The organism is Streptomyces sp. NPDC044571 (genome assembly GCF_040647115.1).
Lineage (GTDB): Bacteria > Actinomycetota > Actinomycetes > Streptomycetales > Streptomycetaceae > Streptomyces.
In genome coordinates this window covers 1-16,328 of record NZ_JBEZBN010000093.1, presented here as the reverse complement: position 1 = coordinate 16,328, position 16,328 = coordinate 1, and the positions used below count along the sequence as shown (strand labels likewise).

Here is a 16,328-nt window from a genome sequence, read left to right as displayed (position 1 = left end):
CCAAAACCCCCACCGTCACCCTCGCCGCATGACCATCCCAAACACCCGCATACCAGTCACCACGTCCTTGACGAAAGACATAGAGACACCCCCCCGGACCAGGGGATATATCGGGCAACTCCGGACGCCGGGTCCCGGCCTCGCGCCCGTTCGCGTATGGTCACGCACACCTACTCCCGGCGACCGTGGTGCACCCGTGATCCGATTCGACAACGTCTCCAAGTCCTACCCGAAGCAGAACCGTCCTGCACTCAGAGACGTCTCCCTGGAGATCTCCAAGGGCGAGTTCGTCTTCCTGGTCGGCTCCTCCGGCTCCGGCAAGTCCACCTTCCTGCGGCTGGTCCTGCGCGAGGAGCGGGCCAGCCACGGCCAGGTCCACGTCTTGGGCAAGGACCTCGCCAAGCTCTCCAACTGGAAGGTCCCGCAGATGCGGCGCCAGCTGGGGACCGTGTTCCAGGACTTCCGCCTCCTGCCGAACAAGACGGTGGCCGAGAACGTGGCCTTCGCCCAGGAGGTCATCGGCAAGCCGCGCGGCGAGATCCGCAAGGCCGTCCCGCAGGTCCTCGAACTGGTCGGCCTCGGCGGCAAGGAGGACCGGATGCCCGGCGAGCTCTCCGGCGGTGAGCAGCAGCGCGTGGCCATCGCCCGCGCCTTCGTCAACCGCCCCGCGCTGCTGATCGCGGACGAGCCCACCGGCAACCTGGACCCCCAGACCTCCGTCGGCATCATGAAGCTGCTGGACCGGATCAACCGGACCGGCACCACCGTGATCATGGCCACGCACGACCAGCAGATCGTGGACCAGATGCGCAAGCGCGTCATCGAACTCGAACAGGGCCGTCTCGTACGCGACCAGTCGCGCGGCGTCTACGGCTACCAGCACTGAAAGGCCCTTGAGACGCAATGCGCGCCCAGTTCGTCATGTCGGAGATCGGCGTCGGCCTCCGCCGCAATCTCACCATGACCTTCGCGGTCATCATCTCCGTGGCCCTGTCGCTGGCCCTGTTCGGCGGCTCCCTGCTCATGCGCGACCAGGTGAGCAAGATGAAGGGCTACTGGTACGACAAGGTCAACGTCTCGATCTACCTCTGCAACAAGAGCGACGCCGAGGACAAGAGCGAGAGCGGCAGCAAGTCCTGTGAGAAGGGGGCCGTCACCCCCGAGCAGAAGCAGCAGATCGAGACCGACCTCAAGAAGATGGACCTCGTCGAGACGGTCCACTACGAGTCCTCGGACGAGGCGTACAAGCACTACAAGGAGCGCTTCGGCCACACCGCGCTCGCCTCGGTGATCACACCGGACCAGATGCCCGACTCCTTCCGGGTGAAGCTCAAGCAGCCCGAGAAGTACAAGGTCATCACCACGGCCTTCGCCGGCCGCGACGGCGTCCAGTCCGTCGCCGACCAGCACACCGAGCTCGACAACCTCTTCCAGATGCTCGGCTACCTCAACTGGGCCGCCCTCGGCATCATGTTGATCATGCTGATCGTCGCGCTGCTGCTGATCGTCAACACCGTGCGCGTCTCCGCCTTCAGCCGTCGGCGTGAGACCGGGATCATGCGGCTGGTGGGCGCCTCCAGCTTCTACATCCAGGTTCCGTTCATCATGGAGGCCGCCTTCGCGGGCCTCATCGGCGCCGTGTTCGCCTGCGCCATGCTCGGCGCCGGCCAGTACTTCGTCATCGACCACGGCGCCTCGCTGCGCACCAAGATGGAGCTGATCAACTTCATCGGCTGGGACTCCGTGCTGACGAAGCTGCCGCTGGTGCTGGTCATCGGGGTGCTGATGCCCTCGCTGGCCGCCTTCATCGCCCTGCGCAAGTACCTGAAGGTGTGACGAGCGCCCCGTGTGAGGTCGGCTCAACCTTCCCTGCGGCCACCGGGCTTGTCCTAGACTCGGCGCCATGCCGGGTCTGCCCGCCTTCTGTCTCCGGCCCCGCGACCTGCGTCGCGGGGCCGTTTTGACGTTGGTCTTCCTCGTGACCGTCGGGACCGCGGCGAGTACCGGCTGCTGGGACCGCGCGGACGCCCTGACCGCCCCCGGCTTAACGGCCGCGGGTGCGCATCCCCCCGCATCCGGTCCGTCCGGGGCGCCGCCCCGGACGTCCGGTACCGCCGACCGGGAGGCCGTCGCCCGCGCCGCCGCCGACGCGGCCGCGGAGGGCAAGTCCGGCAAGAAGGCCGCCCAGGAGGTGGTCAGCCGCAGCGGCGACCGCTGGGGCGTCGTCTACGACCGGGGTGAGTACGCCGCCTTCACCGACGAGCTGGACGGCCGCTGGACCGGCGTCGGCCTCTGGGTCGAGCGCCGCGGCGACGGCCGCATCGAGATCGCCCGGGTCCAGCCCGGGGGCCCCGCCGCCCGCGCCGGACTGCGCCCCGGGGACCGGCTGCTCGGCCTCGACGCCCGCACCGTCACCGGCCTGCCCGCCTCCGAGGTCGTGTCCCTGCTGCGCGGCGAGGCCGGCACCCCCGTCGTCCTGCGCCTCGGCCGCGACGGCTCCGAGCGCACCGAGACCCTGGTGCGCGAGCAACTGCACATCGAGCCCGTGACCGTGCAGCAGCTGCCCGACGGGGTCACCGTGATCAAGGTGGTCTCCTTCACCCGGGGCTCGGGCGAGCGGGTCCGGGCCGCCGTCCGCGCCGCCCCGCCCGGCGCCGGCGTCATGCTCGACCTGCGCGGCAATCCGGGCGGGCTGGTCACCGAGGCCGTGACGGCAGCCTCCGCCTTCCTGGACGGCGGGCTCGTGGCGACGTACGACGTACGGGGCAGTGAGCGCGCCCTCTACGCGAGCCCCGGCGGGGACACCGCCAGGCCCCTGGTGGCGCTGGTCGACGGGGGCACGATGAGCGCGGCGGAGCTGGTCACGGGCGCCCTCCAGGACCGGGGCCGCGCCGTCGCGGTGGGCACGCGCACCTTCGGGAAGGGCTCGGTGCAGATGCCCACGCCGCTCCCGGACGGCTCGGTGGCGGAGCTGACGGTGGGCACCTACCGCACGCCCGCCGGGCGCAGCCTGGACGGCAGCGGCATCACACCGGACCTGGCGGCCGGGGAAGGCGTCGAGGAACGGGCGCACACGGTATTGGGTGGCCTCGGGGTGGGTCCGTAGTGCGAAAATGACCGCACTATGGCTAAGGAAAAAGGGCGCAAGCTGATCGCCCAGAACAAGAAGGCGCGGCACGACTACACGATCCTCGACACCTACGAGTGCGGTCTCGTGCTCACCGGCACCGAGGTCAAGTCCCTGCGCCAGGGCAGGGCCTCGCTGGTGGACGGCTTCGTGTCGGTCGAGGGCAGCGAGGCGTGGCTCTACAACGTGCACGTGCCGGAGTACAGCCAGGGCACCTGGACCAACCACAGTGCCCGGCGCAAGCGGAAGCTCCTCATGCACCGGGAGGAGATCGACAAGTTGCAGCGCAAGGCCGACGAGTCGGGCCACACGGTCGTCCCCCTGTCCCTGTACTTCAAGGACGGCCGGGCGAAGGTCGAGATCGCGCTGGCGAAGGGCAAGAAGGAGTACGACAAGCGGCAGACGCTGCGCGAGAAGCAGGACACCCGCGAGACGAACCGGGCGATCTCGGCGATCCGCCGCAAGCAGCGGGGCACGCTGTAATCACCTGGCACGCGGTGGTCCACTTCGCGTACCATGGCGTCAGCACCGCCCCCCGGGGCGGAGCAGCTTGTGCTGTATCTAATTCAATAGCGTGAAACATGGGGATGATCGGTTTCGACAGCGGATGTCGATGCAGGGGAAGCGAGCCGAGGAAGCGGCAATGATCTCGTAAACCACATGTCGCAAAAAATAATCGCCAACTCCAAGAGCGATAACTCCCGCTTCACCCTCGCTGCCTAATAACAGTGAGCTGAAGCCTCTGTGAGGAGCGTCAGCCCGGAAGTGGTCCCGGTCCGGATCCTGGCGTCAACTAGGGATCTAAACCTCTAGCCCCGGTCACGGGGGTTGGAGGGAAACCAAACAGTGACTGAGCCCGTCGGAGACTTGTCCGTGTGATCTCCGGGGCCGAGAAAAGCGCAGCGGACTGCGCTCGGAGAAGCCCTGCTTCTGCACCGTTGGACGCGGGTTCGATTCCCGCCATCTCCACTCATCCCATGTGGGCGAAGGCCCCGCAGCCGCCAGGCTGCGGGGCCTTCGTCATGCCCGGCGCCGCCGGACGGAGGGTCGGCTCAGTAGTGGTACCGGGCCTTGAGGACCTTCACTTCCTTTTCGTCCGCCCGGTACACGAGGCGGTGCTCGTCATCGATCCGGCGGGACCAGTAGCCCGTGAGATCCCCCTTCAGCGGCTCGGGTTTGCCGATGCCGTTGAACGGGTCGCGCTGGATCTCGCCGATCAGACGGGTGATCCTGCGGGCCATCTTCCGGTCGGATGCGAGCCAGAACAGGAAGTCCTCCCAGGCGTCGGGGTCGAAGTGGACACTCCTCACTCCTCGCCCCCGGCCAGCTCCCGCAGCTCATCCATGGTCGTGGTGACAGTGGGAGCCCCTTCGCGGTCGCGGGCGACGGCCTGCATCAGGCGCTGGGCGTTGGCGGGTGAGCGCAGCAGGTAGACGGTCTCCTGCCAGGAGTCGTAGTCATCGGCGGACATGAGGACGGCATCGCCGTTGCGAGAAGTGATGCGCACCGGGGCGTGATCGGTGTTGACGCGCTCGATGAGCGGGAAGAGGCTCGCCCGGGCCTCGCTGGCGCTTATGGACATGGGTCCACACTCCTCTTCACTGGTACCGCTCTATCGTACGGGAATGGTACCGGAAACCGGTACGACAGTGCAGCAGTCCAAGAGAAGGGCCAAGAGGGCCGCCGCGGTCGGGAGGGCGTAGGACCAGGTGGTGCCCAGGTGGTCGACGGCCGTGCCGGCCGTCGCCGAGCCGAGGGCGATGCCCGCCAGGATGGCGGTGACCGCGAGGGTCATGCCCTCGTTGAGGCGGCCCTCCGGGGTGGCCCGGTGGATCCGGGACATCGCCGTCACCATCGTCGGGGCGGTGGCCATGCCCGCCAGGAGGAGCGCGGCGGCCAGCAGGGGCACGGAGCCCGTGGCCGCCGCCGCCCAGGGCAGGGCCATCGCCGCGCACAGGGTGACCAGGCAGGTGCGCAGGCTGCGGGGGCGCAGGGCCCCGTAGAGCAGACCGGCCGCGCAGGAGCCCGCCGCCTGGAGGGCCAGGACGAGGCCGGAGGAGGCGCCGAGCCCGTGGGCGTCGAGGTGCGCGATCGAGGTGACCTCCATCGCGCCGAACACCACGCCGAGGGGGAGGAAGAGCAGCAGGAGCGGGCGGACCGCGCGCAGCCGGGGGGCGCGCCCGCCGGCGGCCGACACGGGGGGCTGGGTGGCCCGTTGGGCCGTGAAGACCAGCATGCCCAGCAGCAGGAGCGAGGCCCCCGTCAGGGTGCCGGCCTCCGGGAAGGCGGCGGTGCACAGGAAGGCCGCCACCACCGGGCCGAGCATGAAGCAGAGCTCGTCGGCGGCCTGCTCGAAGGACATCGCCGTGTGGTGGTCCGCGGGGGAGTGGCGCAGCAGGTGGGTCCAGCGGGCGCGGGACATGCCGCCGATGTTGGGGGTGGTCGCCGTGGCCGCGTAGGAGGCGAACAGCGTCCAGGCGGGGGCGTGCGTACGGACGCACAGGACCAGGGACAGCGAGCCGAGGACGGCGATCAGCGTGGCCGGGACCGCAATGCGGGCCTGGCCGTACCGGTCGACCAGGCGGGCGGTCCAGGGCGCGACCACCGCGGTGGCCGCCATGCCGGTGGCCGTGACCGCGCCGGCCAGGGCGTACGAGCCGCGTTGGCCGGCGATCATCATGACCGCGCTGATCCCGAACATGCCCATGGGAAGGCGGGCGATGAGGTTCCCGGCGGTGAAGGCGCGGGAGCCGGGGACCGCGAAAAGGCGGCCGTACGGGCCCCGGGTGCGGGTCGGCCGCCGCGGGTCGCGGGCGCGGGCGGGAGCGGCGGCGGGGGCGATGACGAGGGTGGATCCGGTCACGGTCATACGGGTGGGGGCGATCTGCGGCATGCACCAAGATTCCGGTCCCGGCGGCGCTGCGGTCCAACACCTGTTGCCCGCCGATTGACCCGCTTCTGTTGTTAGTCTCCGGGGGTGAATCCCCGTGATGTGGAACCCCGGCTGCTGCGCGGGTTCGTCGCCGTGGCCGAGGAGTTGCACTTCACCCGGGCCGCCGCCCGGCTGTACGTGGCCCAGCAGGCGCTGAGCCGGGACGTGCGGCGGCTCGAACAGGCCCTCGGCGCCGCCCTGTTCGTTCGCACGACCCGGGCCGTCGAACTGAGCCCCGACGGCGAGCGGCTGCTGCCGCTGGCCCGGCGGGCGCTGTCCGCGCAGGAGGAACTGGCCGTCGCCTTCGCCGGCCCGCGGGCGCTGCTCGTCGACCTGAACACCGACGGGCCGAGCACCGCCCGGACGGTGCTGGAGTGCGCCCGCGAGCTGGCCCCGGACTGCGAGCTGATGGCCCGCTTCGAGAGCGGACTGACCCACGCCGCCGCCGAGATCGCCGCCGGCCGCCTCGACGTGTCCTTCGGCTACGCGGACGGCCTGGACTCGGCGCTGCGGGCCCGCCTCGACCACCGTCCCGTACGGTACGAGCCGCTCGCCGTGCTGCTGCCCGACGGACATCCGCACGCGGGGGCGCCGGGTGAGCCGATGGCGCTGGCCGACCTGGCCGGGGAGATCGTCTACGCCGGGGCCGGGAACCCGCGGACCCTGGAGTGGACCGGGCTGGCACGCGAGCTGTTCGCCGGACGGGGGATCGCGGTGGCGCCGCCGGCCCCGGTGGCCGTGGGCAAGGAGGAGTTCCGCCGGGTGATGGCCAAGACCCGCAATCCGGTGCTGGCGACCGTGGACTTCCTCGACATGCCGGGGTGCGTGAAGCGGCCGCTCGTCGACCCGGTGCCGCTGTCCCCCCTGTCGATGGTGTGGCGCAAGGGCCTCGCCCACCCCGGACTGGACGCCCTGCACCGGGCCGCCGCCGCGCTCTCGGACCGGCACGGGTGGCTGGCCGTGCCCGGGGGGAGCTGGCGCCCGGCCGCGCTCACAGGCGGCACCGGCGGCGGGTGAGTGCAAGGTTTCCCGCCGGTCATCCGGCGGGGACCGGGGCCGAAACGCGCCGTCCCTACGGTGGCGACCACGGATGCGACGAGCGCAGCAGCTGTGGAGGCCTGAGATGACCGGTACGACCGCACCGCGCAGGGGAGGCCGCTGGATCGAGCGGTGGGACCCGGAGGACGAGACGTTCTGGCAGCAGACCGGGGAGCGGATCGCCCGGCGCAACCTGCTCTATTCGGTGCTCTCCGAGCACATCGGGTTCTCGATCTGGTCGCTGTGGTCGGTGATGGTGCTCTTCATGGGGCCCGGCTACGGCATCGACCCCGCCGGGAAGTTCTTCCTGATCGCGACGGCGACCTGCGTGGGCGCCCTCGTCCGGGTGCCGTACACCTTCGCCGTCGCCCGCTTCGGCGGCCGGAACTGGACCGTCTTCAGCGCCCTGCTGCTGCTCGCGCCCACCGTGGCCGCGCTCGTGGTGATGGAGCCGGGAACCTCGTACGGGACCTTCCTGGCCGTGGCGGCCCTGACGGGCGTGGGCGGCGGGAACTTCGCCTCCTCCATGACCAACATCAACGCCTTCTTCCCGCTGCGCAAGAAGGGCTGGGCGCTCGGCCTGAACGCGGGCGGCGGCAACATCGGGGTCCCGGTGGTGCAGCTGATCGCCCTGCTGGTCATCAGCACCGCCGGGGCGGGCCGGCCGAGGCTGCTGCTGGGGATCTACCTGCCGCTGATCGTGGTCGCGGCCGCCCTGGCCCTGCTGCGGATGGACAACCTGGCGCCCGTACGGGCCGACACGGGCGCCGTCCGCGAGGCGGTGCGCGACGCCCACACCTGGATCATGGCGTTCCTCTACGTCGGCACCTTCGGGTCCTTCATCGGCTACAGCTTCGCCTTCGGACTCGTCCTGCAGACGCAGTTCGGCCGGACCCCGCTGCAGGCCGCCTCGCTCACCTTCATCGGGCCCTTGCTCGGATCACTGATCCGGCCCGTGGGCGGTGCTCTCGCTGACCGGTTCGGCGGGGCCAGGATCACGCTCGGGACCTTCGTGGCGATGGCCGCCGCGACCGGGGTGGTCGTCCTCGCCTCGGTGCGGCACTCGCTGCCCGTCTTCCTCGTCGGGTTCGTGGCCCTGTTCGCGCTGAGCGGTGTCGGGAACGGCTCCACCTACAAGATGATCCCCGGGATCTTCCACGCCAGGGCGCTCGCCCGGGGCTTGGTCGGCGAGGACGCGGCGGCGTACGGGCGCCGGCTGTCCGGGGCCTCCATGGGGCTGATCGGCGCGGTGGGCGCACTCGGCGGGCTCGGCATCAACCTGGTCTTCCGCGAGGCGTTCCTGAGCTCCGGATCCGGAACGGCCGCCTTCGTCACCTTCCTCGGCTTCTACGCCGCCTGTTGCACCGTGACCTGGGCGGTATACCTTCGCCGGCCGGTCGGCGCGCCCCTTCCGGCGGCCGGGGCCGAGCCGGCCGCGCAGCTCACCTCGGTGTAACGGCGGTTTACGGCCACGAAATACAGCGGAACCGAGCCTGACACGGCAACTTGACAGGCTCGGTTCCCGTCGCGTGACACGTGATCGCGCGTTGTGAGAACGACCCACTGGGCAAGGCAGGTCACCATGGACGACACCCACACCGCCACCGCACCGTCTCCGCTGGCGGGGTTCACCGTCGGGGTCACCGCGGCCCGGCGGGCGGACGAGCTGATCGCCCTGCTGCGCCGCCGCGGCGCCACCGTCCTGCACGCACCGGCCCTGCGGATCGTGCCGCTGGCCGACGACAGCGAGCTGATGACCGCCACGAAGCAGCTCATCGACTGTCCGCCGGACACGGTGGTCGCCACCACCGCGATCGGCTTCCGGGGGTGGATCGAGGCCGCCGACGGATGGGGGATCGGCGAGGAGCTGCTGGCGCGGCTGCGAGCCGGTGAACTGCTGGCGCGCGGACCGAAGGTCAAGGGCGCCATCAGGGCCGCCGGGCTGGTGGAGACCTGGTCCCCGCAGTCGGAATCCCTCGCCGAGGTGCTGGACCGGATGCTGGGCGCCGGGGTGGCGGGGCGGCGGATCGCCCTCCAGCTGCACGGGGAGCCGCTGCCCGGGTTCGTGGAGGCGCTGCGGGCCGGCGGGGCCGAGGTGGTCGTGGTCCCGGTGTACCGGTGGATGCCCCCGCAGGACCTCGGCCCGCTCGACCGGCTGCTGGACGCGGTGGCCGGCGGCGGGGTCGACGCGGTGAGCTTCACCTCCGCCCCGGCGGCGGCCTCGCTGCTGTCCCGCGCGGAGCAGCGCGGGATGGGGGACGCGGTGCTGGCCCGGTTGCGGGGCGAGGTGCTCTCGGCCTGCGTCGGGCCGGTGACCGCGCTGCCGCTGCAGGGCCAGGGGGTGGAGACCGTACAGCCGGAGCGGTTCCGGCTGGGCCCGCTGGTGCAGCTGCTGTGCCGGGAACTGCCCGGCCGGGCGAAGGTGTTGCCGGTGGCGGGGCACCGGCTGGAGATCCGCGGGCACGCGGTGCTGGTGGACGAGGAGCTGCGGCCGGTGCCGCCCGCGGGGATGGCGCTGCTGCGGGCGCTGGCCCGGCGGCCGGGCTGGGTGGTGGCCCGGGCCGAACTGCTCCGGGCCCTGCCGGGGGCGGGGCGGGACGAGCACGCCGTGGAGACCGCGATGGCCCGGCTGCGGGGGGCGCTGGGCGTGCCGAACCTGGTGCAGACGGTGGTGAAGCGGGGGTACCGGCTGGCGCTGGACGCGGGTGAGTGCGCCCCCGACTCCCCCCGCTGAACGTGCCTGGACGCGCCGGGGCCCGAACGCGCCCGGACGTGACGCGTGCCGGCGCGAGCCGACGTGCCCGGCCGGGCGGCCCCGGGGCCCGGGCCCGGGGCCCTGTGGGAGCCCGCCGGCCCTGGTGGGGGCCCGCCGGGTCCGTTAGCGTACGCGGATGATCATCGTTGACGGAGTCGAGATGCGGGGTGTCGGCATCGGCGACGCCGCCGCCCTGGCCGACACCCTGACGCGCAACCGCGCGTACATGGCGCCCTTCGAACCCTGGCGGTCCGAGGTGTTCTACACCGAGGCCGGCCAGCGGGCGCGGATCGAGGGCCTCCTCGCCGAGCGGGACGGCGGCCGGCTGGCGCCCTACGTGCTCGTCGAGGCGGAGACCGGCGCCGCCGTCGGGGCGATCAACCTCGGCAGCATCTCCCTCGGCCCCTTCCGCAGCGGCGGCGTCGGCTACTGGGTCGACCAGGCGTGGACCGGCAAGGGGCTGGCCACCGCCGCCCTGGAGGAGGTCTGCCGGATCGCCCGCGACGAGCTCGCCCTGCACCGGGTGGAGGCGGGCACGCTGGTCGACAACCTGGCCTCGCAACGCGTCCTGGCGAAGGCCGGCTTCGAGCAGTTCGGGCTCGCGCCGAAGTACCTCCACATCAACGGCGCCTGGCGCGACCACCGCCTCTTCCAGCGCCTGCTGCACGACGAGGCGCCGCTGTAGCCGCAAGGGGCCCCGCCCCGCCCCCTGTACGGGGGGTTCCGCATCGCGTCGTCCGGGGGCACTCTGAGAGCCACACCCCCGGCGAAGAGGCGGTGACGGGCATGTGGTTCGACTCCGGGCGGGTCTGCCTGGACCTGGTGGCCACCTTCGCCGCCCACGCGGGCGCCGAGCAGATCCGGGACGGTGACGAGCTGCGGCTGTGGCTGGCCGGAGCCGGACTCGTGCCCGACCGGACGCCGCTCGCCCGGGTGGGCCCCGACTGGGTGGAGGCCTTCCGGGCCCTGCGCGCCGACGTGGAGACCCTCGTACGGGCCGAGCTCGCCGGGAACGGCCCCGACGGGGGAGCGCTCGCCCGGGTCAACGCGCTGGCCGCCGGTCCACCCCCCGGACTGTGTGCCGTACAGGACCAGGAGGGCCACCTCGTACGGGAGTTGTGCGGCGGGGTGGGCTGCGGCGCGCTCCTGGCCGCCGTCGCCCGGGACGCGGTGGAACTGCTCACCGACCCCGGCGAGCGGGCCCTGCTGCGCTCCTGCGAGGGCGACGGCTGCACCCGCGTCTACCTGGACACCTCCCGGGGCCACCGGCGGCGCTGGTGCTCCAGCGAGCTGTGCGGCAACCGGGAGCGGGTCGCCCGCCACCGGCGCAGGGTGCTGGCCGCCCGGCCGGGCTGAATCCCCGGGGTGATCTTCGCCCGGTCACCGGAACGGGCGTGCGGACAGGGCGCGGGTTCGCGTACGGTTGACGGTCGCCCATGCACGTCAGAAGGGGGCCTTGGTGGCCGCGCAGAATGCCGCTGTCGACAGCACGGCGGATTCCGTCCGCGATCGGGAGATCGCGGTCGAGCAGACGCATCTGGACCAGGTGTACCGCCGGCTCGAAGAGAAGATCGACGAGGCCGAGTTCCTGATGAACGACGCGGCCAAGCGCGGCCAGGTCGGCACGCCCGGCGCACTGGCCGAGCGCGATGCGCAGGTCTTCCGGGCGGGCATCCACCTGAACCGGCTGAACAACGAGTTCGAGGACTTCCTCTTCGGCCGGATCGACCTGGTGCTCGGCAAGGACGGGGAGCGCGGCCCCGACGGCGCCTACACCTCCGTCGAGCCCGCCGACGACGCGATCCGCGAGGACCTCACCGCCGACATCGCCGAGACCCTGCACATCGGGCGGATCGGCGTGCTCGACGCCGACTACGCCCCGCTGGTCATCGACTGGCGCGCTCCGGCGGCCGCGCCCTTCTACCGGTCCACGCCCAAGGACCCCGGCCGGGTGGTGCGCCGCCGCGTGATCCGCTCCAAGGGCCGCAAGGTGCTCGGCGTCGAGGACGACCTGATGCGCCCCGAGATCACCGCCTTCCTCGACGGGCAGGAGCTCCCCGCGATCGGCGACGGCGCCCTGATGGCCGCGCTCGGGCGGGCCCGTACGCACTCCATGCGGGACATCGTCTCCTCCATCCAGGCCGAGCAGGACCTGGTCATCCGGGCCCCCGCCGCGTCCGTCGCCGAGGTGGCGGGCGGTCCCGGCACCGGCAAGACAGCCGTCGCCCTGCACCGTGCCGCCTACCTGCTCTACCAGGACCGGCGGCGCTACTCCGGCGGCATCCTGATCGTCTCGCCGACCCCGCTGCTCGTCGCCTACACCGAGGGCGTGCTGCCCTCCCTCGGCGAGGAGGGCCAGGTCGCCATCCGGGCGCTGGGCTCGCTGGTCGACGGCGCGGAGGCGACGACGTACGACGAACCCGCCGTGGCCCGCATCAAGGGCTCCTCCCGGATGCTCAAGCTGCTGCGCAAGGCCGTACGGGGCGCCCTGGAGCTCGGCGGTGCCCCGGAGCGACTGCGGGTGGTGGCCTTCGGACGCCGCCAGGAGCTGGAGGCCGAGGAGCTGGACCGGATCCGGCAGAACGTCCTCGGCGGCACCGCCCCGGTCAACCTGCTGCGCCCGCGCGCCCGCAAGCTGCTGCTCGACGCCCTGTACGCGAAGTCCGGGCAGGCCGGCCGGCACAGCGACCCGGAGCTGGCCGCCGAGCTGCGCTCCGCCTTCGACGAGGACGTCTCCACCGAGGACGCGTTCATCGACTTCCTGAACGCCTGGTGGCCCGAGCTGACCCCGCGCGGGGTGCTCGCCACGCTCGCCGACGAGCGCCGCCTCGGCCGCTGGGCCCGACGGATCCTCAACCCGCGCGAGACCCGCCAGCTGGCGGGCTCGCTGCGCCGGCTGGGGGCGGACGGCAAGGGCCCGCTGTCGGTGCACGACGTGGCGCTGCTGGACGAGCTCCAGCAGCTGCTCGGCGCCCCCGCACGGCCGAGGCGCAAGCGGGAGCTGGACCCGCTGGACCAGCTCAGCGGGCTGGAGGAGCTGATGCCGACCCGCGAGGAGACCCAGTGGGAGCGGGCCGAGCGGCTCGCGGCGGAGCGCACCGAGTACGCCCACGTCATCGTGGACGAGGCGCAGGACCTGACGCCGATGCAGTGGCGGATGGTGGGCCGCCGCGGCCGGCACGGCACCTGGACGGTGGTCGGCGACCCGGCCCAGTCCTCGTGGACGGACCCGGAGGAGGCGGCCGCAGCCCGCGACGAGGCCCTGGGGACCCGGCCGCGGCGGCGCTTCACCCTGACGGTGAACTACCGCAACCCGGCCGAGGTCGCCGAGGTCGCCGCCCGCGTCCTGCGGCAGGCGATGCCGGGCATGGAGCCGCCGACGGCGGTGCGCTCCACCGGCCTGGAGCCCCGGTTCACCCTCGCCGGGGACGACCTGGCCACGGCCGTCCGAGAGGAGGCCCGGCGGCTGCTGGAGCAGGTCGACGGCACGGTGGGCGTGGTCGTGGCGATGGACCGGCGCGCGGAGGCCGCGGGCTGGCTGGCGGACCTGGGCGAGCGGGCGGTGGCGCTCGGCAGCCTGGAGGCCAAGGGCCTGGAGTACGACGCCACGGTGGTGGTCTCCCCGGCGGAGATCGCCCAGGAGTCCGCGGCCGGCCTGCGGGTGCTCTACGTGGCCCTGACCCGGGCGACCCAGCAGCTCACGGTGGTGTCGACCGACCGCGACGAGCCGGACGCGGACGGCGTGCCCGCGCTGCTGCGGCCGTAGAGGTGCGCCCGGCGGGTTACGGGCCCGGCCGGGCGCGGGCCGGGCCCGGGCCCGGATGGCCCGCGGCCACACGCGTGGTGAGACGAGGCCAACTCCCACGAGGGGGACCGGCTGAGGCGATCCTTTGTTAGCCTGGGTACGACACCGGCTCGATCCAAGCCCCCGGGCCCAACCTTCGTCGCTTAGAGCGACCACTTGCCGCGAGGCGAGCATGGCGGGTCGGTGTCTTATACGTGGGAACAGGTCCGCGCCCCTCGGCATCGAGGAGCGCGGACCTTTTTCGTACGGGGCTCCGCTTCCACCGCGTCGATCAATCTCGTATGGTGGAAGAGTCTTTCCGAAATTTGTAGCTGGTTACCTCGTACCGGCTGGTAGGTGGGACGATCGGACAACAGGTCCTGCCGCGCCCGCCGCGAGTGGGGCCCTGTGACAGCGAAACCAGGGAACAGAAGAGGAACACGGCCATGGCAACGGCGCCCAGCGTCTCGTACTCGATGACGGTCCGCCTGGAAGTGCCCGCGAGCGGAACCGCGGTCTCCCAGCTCACCACCGCCGTGGAGTCCTCCGGTGGCTCGGTCACCGGCCTCGATGTGACCGCCTCCGGCCACGAGAAGCTCCGCATCGACGTCACCATCGCCGCGACCTCGACCGCGCACGCCGACGAGATCGTCGGCAAGCTCCGCGGCATCGAGGGCGTCAGCCTCGGCAAGGTCTCCGACCGAACCTTCCTGATGCACCTCGGCGGCAAGATCGAGATGGCGTCCAAGCACCCCATCCGCAACCGCGACGACCTCTCGATGATCTACACCCCCGGCGTGGCCCGCGTGTGCATGGCCATCGCCGAGAACCCCGAGGACGCACGCCGCCTCACCATCAAGCGCAACTCCGTCGCAGTCGTGACGGACGGCTCCGCCGTCCTGGGCCTCGGCAACATCGGACCCAAGGCCGCGCTGCCCGTCATGGAGGGCAAGGCGGCCCTCTTCAAGCGCTTCGCCGGCATCGACGCGTGGCCGATCTGCCTGGACACCCAGGACTCCGACGCGATCGTCGAGATCGTCAAGGCCATCGCCCCCGGCTTCGCCGGCATCAACCTGGAGGACATCTCCGCACCCCGCTGCTTCGAGATCGAAGCCCGGCTGCGCGAGGCCCTCGACATCCCCGTCTTCCACGACGACCAGCACGGCACCGCCATCGTGGTGCTCGCCGCCCTCACCAACGCACTTCGCGTCGTGGGCAAGGCAGTTGGGGACGTCAAGGTCGTCATGTCGGGCGCCGGCGCGGCCGGCACCGCCATCCTCAAGCTGCTCCTCGCGGCCGGCGTCAAGAACGTCGTCAGCGCCGACATCCACGGGGTCGTGCACGCGGGCCGCCCCGATCTGGTCGACGCCGCGGCCGACTCCCCGCTGCGCTGGATCGCCGAGAACACCAACCCCGAGGGCTACACGGGGACGTTGAGGGAGGCCGTGGTCGGCGCCGACGTCTTCATCGGCGTCTCGGCCCCCAACGTCCTGTCCGGCGAGGACGTCGCCGCCATGGCGAACGGCGCGATCGTGTTCGCGCTCGCGAACCCGGACCCCGAGGTGGACCCGGCCGTCGCCCGCCAGACCGCCGCCGTCGTGGCCACCGGCCGCTCCGACTTCCCGAACCAGATCAACAACGTCCTGGTCTTCCCGGGCGTCTTCCGCGGCCTGCTGGACGCCCAGTCCCGTACGGTGAACACCGACATGATGCTGGCCGCCGCGACCGCGCTCGCCGACGTCGTCGGCGAGGACGAGCTGAACGCGAACTACATCATCCCGTCCGTCTTCAACGACAAGGTCGCGGGCGCCGTCGCCGGAGCGGTCCGCAAGGCCGCCTCGGCCGCGCAGGGACCGGCCGCCACGGGCTCCACGACCGCCTAGCGGGCGCCCGGTTCCCGGCGCGTCGCGAGATGCGGGCCCGGCGGGCCGCCTCTAGGGTTGCGGGGATGCCCGCGAGGTCCGCGGTCCGCATCCACCGAGTGCGGACGGAGCGTCACCGCGGCGTGACTGTGGCGCTTTTCGTGTGACCCTGGCGGGTGCCGGATTGGCTTTCCCGCCGCTGGTGGGGGCAGGATGCGTAACCGGGCGAGAGGGTCTGACGTTCAGACCCGGGTCCGGGGACTGTCCGAGGGCCCTGGCAGCATCGGCTTCGATCTCACGCCTCTATGGCAAGTTGAACACGGGAGTACAACATGAACCGCAGTGAGCTGGTGGCCGCTCTGTCCGAGCGCGCCGAGGTGACCCGCAAGGACGCCGACGCCGTTCTGGCCGCCCTCGCCGAGACCGTCGGTGAGGTCGTCGCCAAGGGCGACGAGAAGGTCACCATCCCCGGCTTCCTGACCTTCGAGCGCACCCACCGTGCCGCTCGCACCGCACGCAACCCGCAGACCGGCGACCCCATCCAGATCCCGGCCGGCTTCAGCGTGAAGGTCTCCGCGGGCTCCAAGCTCAAGGAAGCCGCCAAGGGCAAGTAGTCGCCCTTGTGCCGGGGGCCGCACAGCCCCCGGGACGGCAGCAGTACGCAGCGGCAGCCGTACGCGTCACGCCGTACGCGTCACGCCCTGCGCAGCGCGCAGAAAAGCAGGAGGGGGGGGGCCCCAACGGGGGGGGGGGCCGTGGGGGGGTGGAGGGGAGTTGTGTATATTAAAAGGGTTTAATAAAATGAAATTATGTGTTATTTTTTTTTTGAG

Annotated in this window: 15 protein-coding genes and 1 other RNA gene; 13 read left to right on the top strand and 3 right to left on the bottom strand. The window is 71.8% G+C overall.

The genetic code is table 11. The features are described from left to right. The first annotated feature begins 196 nt into the window (after positions 1-196). The 5 genes from ftsE to ssrA all read left to right on the top strand — a co-directional run bounded on the left by ftsE (position 197) and on the right by ssrA (position 4,099). On the top strand, positions 197-886 hold the full coding sequence (gene ftsE / locus AB0B01_RS29670) for a cell division ATP-binding protein FtsE (protein WP_356846912.1): 690 nt from the start codon (positions 197-199) through the stop codon (positions 884-886). A gap of 17 nt (positions 887-903) precedes the next feature. After that, the gene (gene ftsX, locus AB0B01_RS29665; protein ID WP_361725676.1) at positions 904-1,836 is read left to right on the top strand and encodes a permease-like cell division protein FtsX; all 933 of its coding nucleotides are present in this window, start codon (positions 904-906) and stop codon (positions 1,834-1,836) included. A gap of 67 nt (positions 1,837-1,903) precedes the next feature. Next, complete coding sequence (locus tag AB0B01_RS29660) at positions 1,904-3,106, top strand: S41 family peptidase (protein ID WP_361725673.1); 1,203 nt, start codon at positions 1,904-1,906, stop codon at positions 3,104-3,106. Between the two features lie 18 nt (positions 3,107-3,124). Further along, positions 3,125-3,610 (top strand): SsrA-binding protein SmpB, encoded by a 486-nt coding sequence (gene smpB, locus AB0B01_RS29655; RefSeq protein WP_361725670.1) that lies wholly within the window; start codon positions 3,125-3,127, stop codon positions 3,608-3,610. A gap of 100 nt (positions 3,611-3,710) precedes the next feature. After that, positions 3,711-4,099, top strand: a transfer-messenger RNA (tmRNA) gene (gene ssrA, locus AB0B01_RS29650). Between the two features lie 80 nt (positions 4,100-4,179). On the opposite strand, the gene AB0B01_RS29645 is transcribed toward ssrA, so the two are convergent. Genes AB0B01_RS29645 through AB0B01_RS29635 form a run of 3 tightly spaced genes read right to left on the bottom strand, consistent with a single transcriptional unit; the run spans position 4,180 to position 6,020 of the window. Beyond that, positions 4,180-4,437 (bottom strand): Txe/YoeB family addiction module toxin, encoded by a 258-nt coding sequence (locus AB0B01_RS29645; RefSeq protein ID WP_361725667.1) that lies wholly within the window; start codon positions 4,435-4,437, stop codon positions 4,180-4,182. Continuing rightward, positions 4,434-4,709, bottom strand: coding sequence for a type II toxin-antitoxin system prevent-host-death family antitoxin (locus AB0B01_RS29640; protein WP_361725664.1), 276 nt, complete (start codon positions 4,707-4,709; stop codon positions 4,434-4,436). Before AB0B01_RS29640 ends, AB0B01_RS29645 begins: the two co-directional genes overlap by 4 nt. A gap of 30 nt (positions 4,710-4,739) precedes the next feature. Then, complete coding sequence (locus tag AB0B01_RS29635; RefSeq protein ID WP_361725661.1) at positions 4,740-6,020, bottom strand: MFS transporter; 1,281 nt, start codon at positions 6,018-6,020, stop codon at positions 4,740-4,742. An 84-nt stretch (positions 6,021-6,104) separates the two neighbouring features. On the opposite strand from AB0B01_RS29635, the gene AB0B01_RS29630 reads away from it, so the two are divergent. The 8 genes from AB0B01_RS29630 to AB0B01_RS29595 all read left to right on the top strand — a co-directional run bounded on the left by AB0B01_RS29630 (position 6,105) and on the right by AB0B01_RS29595 (position 16,112). Continuing rightward, complete coding sequence (locus AB0B01_RS29630; RefSeq protein ID WP_361725658.1) at positions 6,105-7,076, top strand: LysR family transcriptional regulator; 972 nt, start codon at positions 6,105-6,107, stop codon at positions 7,074-7,076. A 106-nt stretch (positions 7,077-7,182) separates the two neighbouring features. Next, positions 7,183-8,553: a nitrate/nitrite transporter gene (locus tag AB0B01_RS29625; RefSeq protein WP_361725655.1), complete on the top strand. Its 1,371-nt coding sequence runs from the start codon at positions 7,183-7,185 to the stop codon at positions 8,551-8,553. A gap of 126 nt (positions 8,554-8,679) precedes the next feature. Beyond that, the gene (locus AB0B01_RS29620; RefSeq protein ID WP_361725652.1) at positions 8,680-9,831 is read left to right on the top strand and encodes a uroporphyrinogen-III synthase; all 1,152 of its coding nucleotides are present in this window, start codon (positions 8,680-8,682) and stop codon (positions 9,829-9,831) included. 157 nt (positions 9,832-9,988) lie between these two features. Further along, on the top strand, positions 9,989-10,537 hold the full coding sequence (locus AB0B01_RS29615) for a GNAT family protein (protein ID WP_361725649.1): 549 nt from the start codon (positions 9,989-9,991) through the stop codon (positions 10,535-10,537). A 101-nt stretch (positions 10,538-10,638) separates the two neighbouring features. Further along, positions 10,639-11,208, top strand: coding sequence for an ABATE domain-containing protein (locus AB0B01_RS29610; RefSeq protein ID WP_361725680.1), 570 nt, complete (start codon positions 10,639-10,641; stop codon positions 11,206-11,208). A 103-nt stretch (positions 11,209-11,311) separates the two neighbouring features. After that, positions 11,312-13,618 (top strand): UvrD-helicase domain-containing protein, encoded by a 2,307-nt coding sequence (locus AB0B01_RS29605; RefSeq protein WP_361725647.1) that lies wholly within the window; start codon positions 11,312-11,314, stop codon positions 13,616-13,618. A 464-nt stretch (positions 13,619-14,082) separates the two neighbouring features. Then, complete coding sequence (locus AB0B01_RS29600) at positions 14,083-15,519, top strand: NAD-dependent malic enzyme (RefSeq protein WP_361725644.1); 1,437 nt, start codon at positions 14,083-14,085, stop codon at positions 15,517-15,519. Between the two features lie 311 nt (positions 15,520-15,830). Continuing rightward, entirely contained in the window at positions 15,831-16,112 is a 282-nt protein-coding gene (locus tag AB0B01_RS29595) for an HU family DNA-binding protein (RefSeq protein WP_243627406.1), read from the top strand. Positions 16,113-16,328 lie beyond the last annotated feature (216 nt).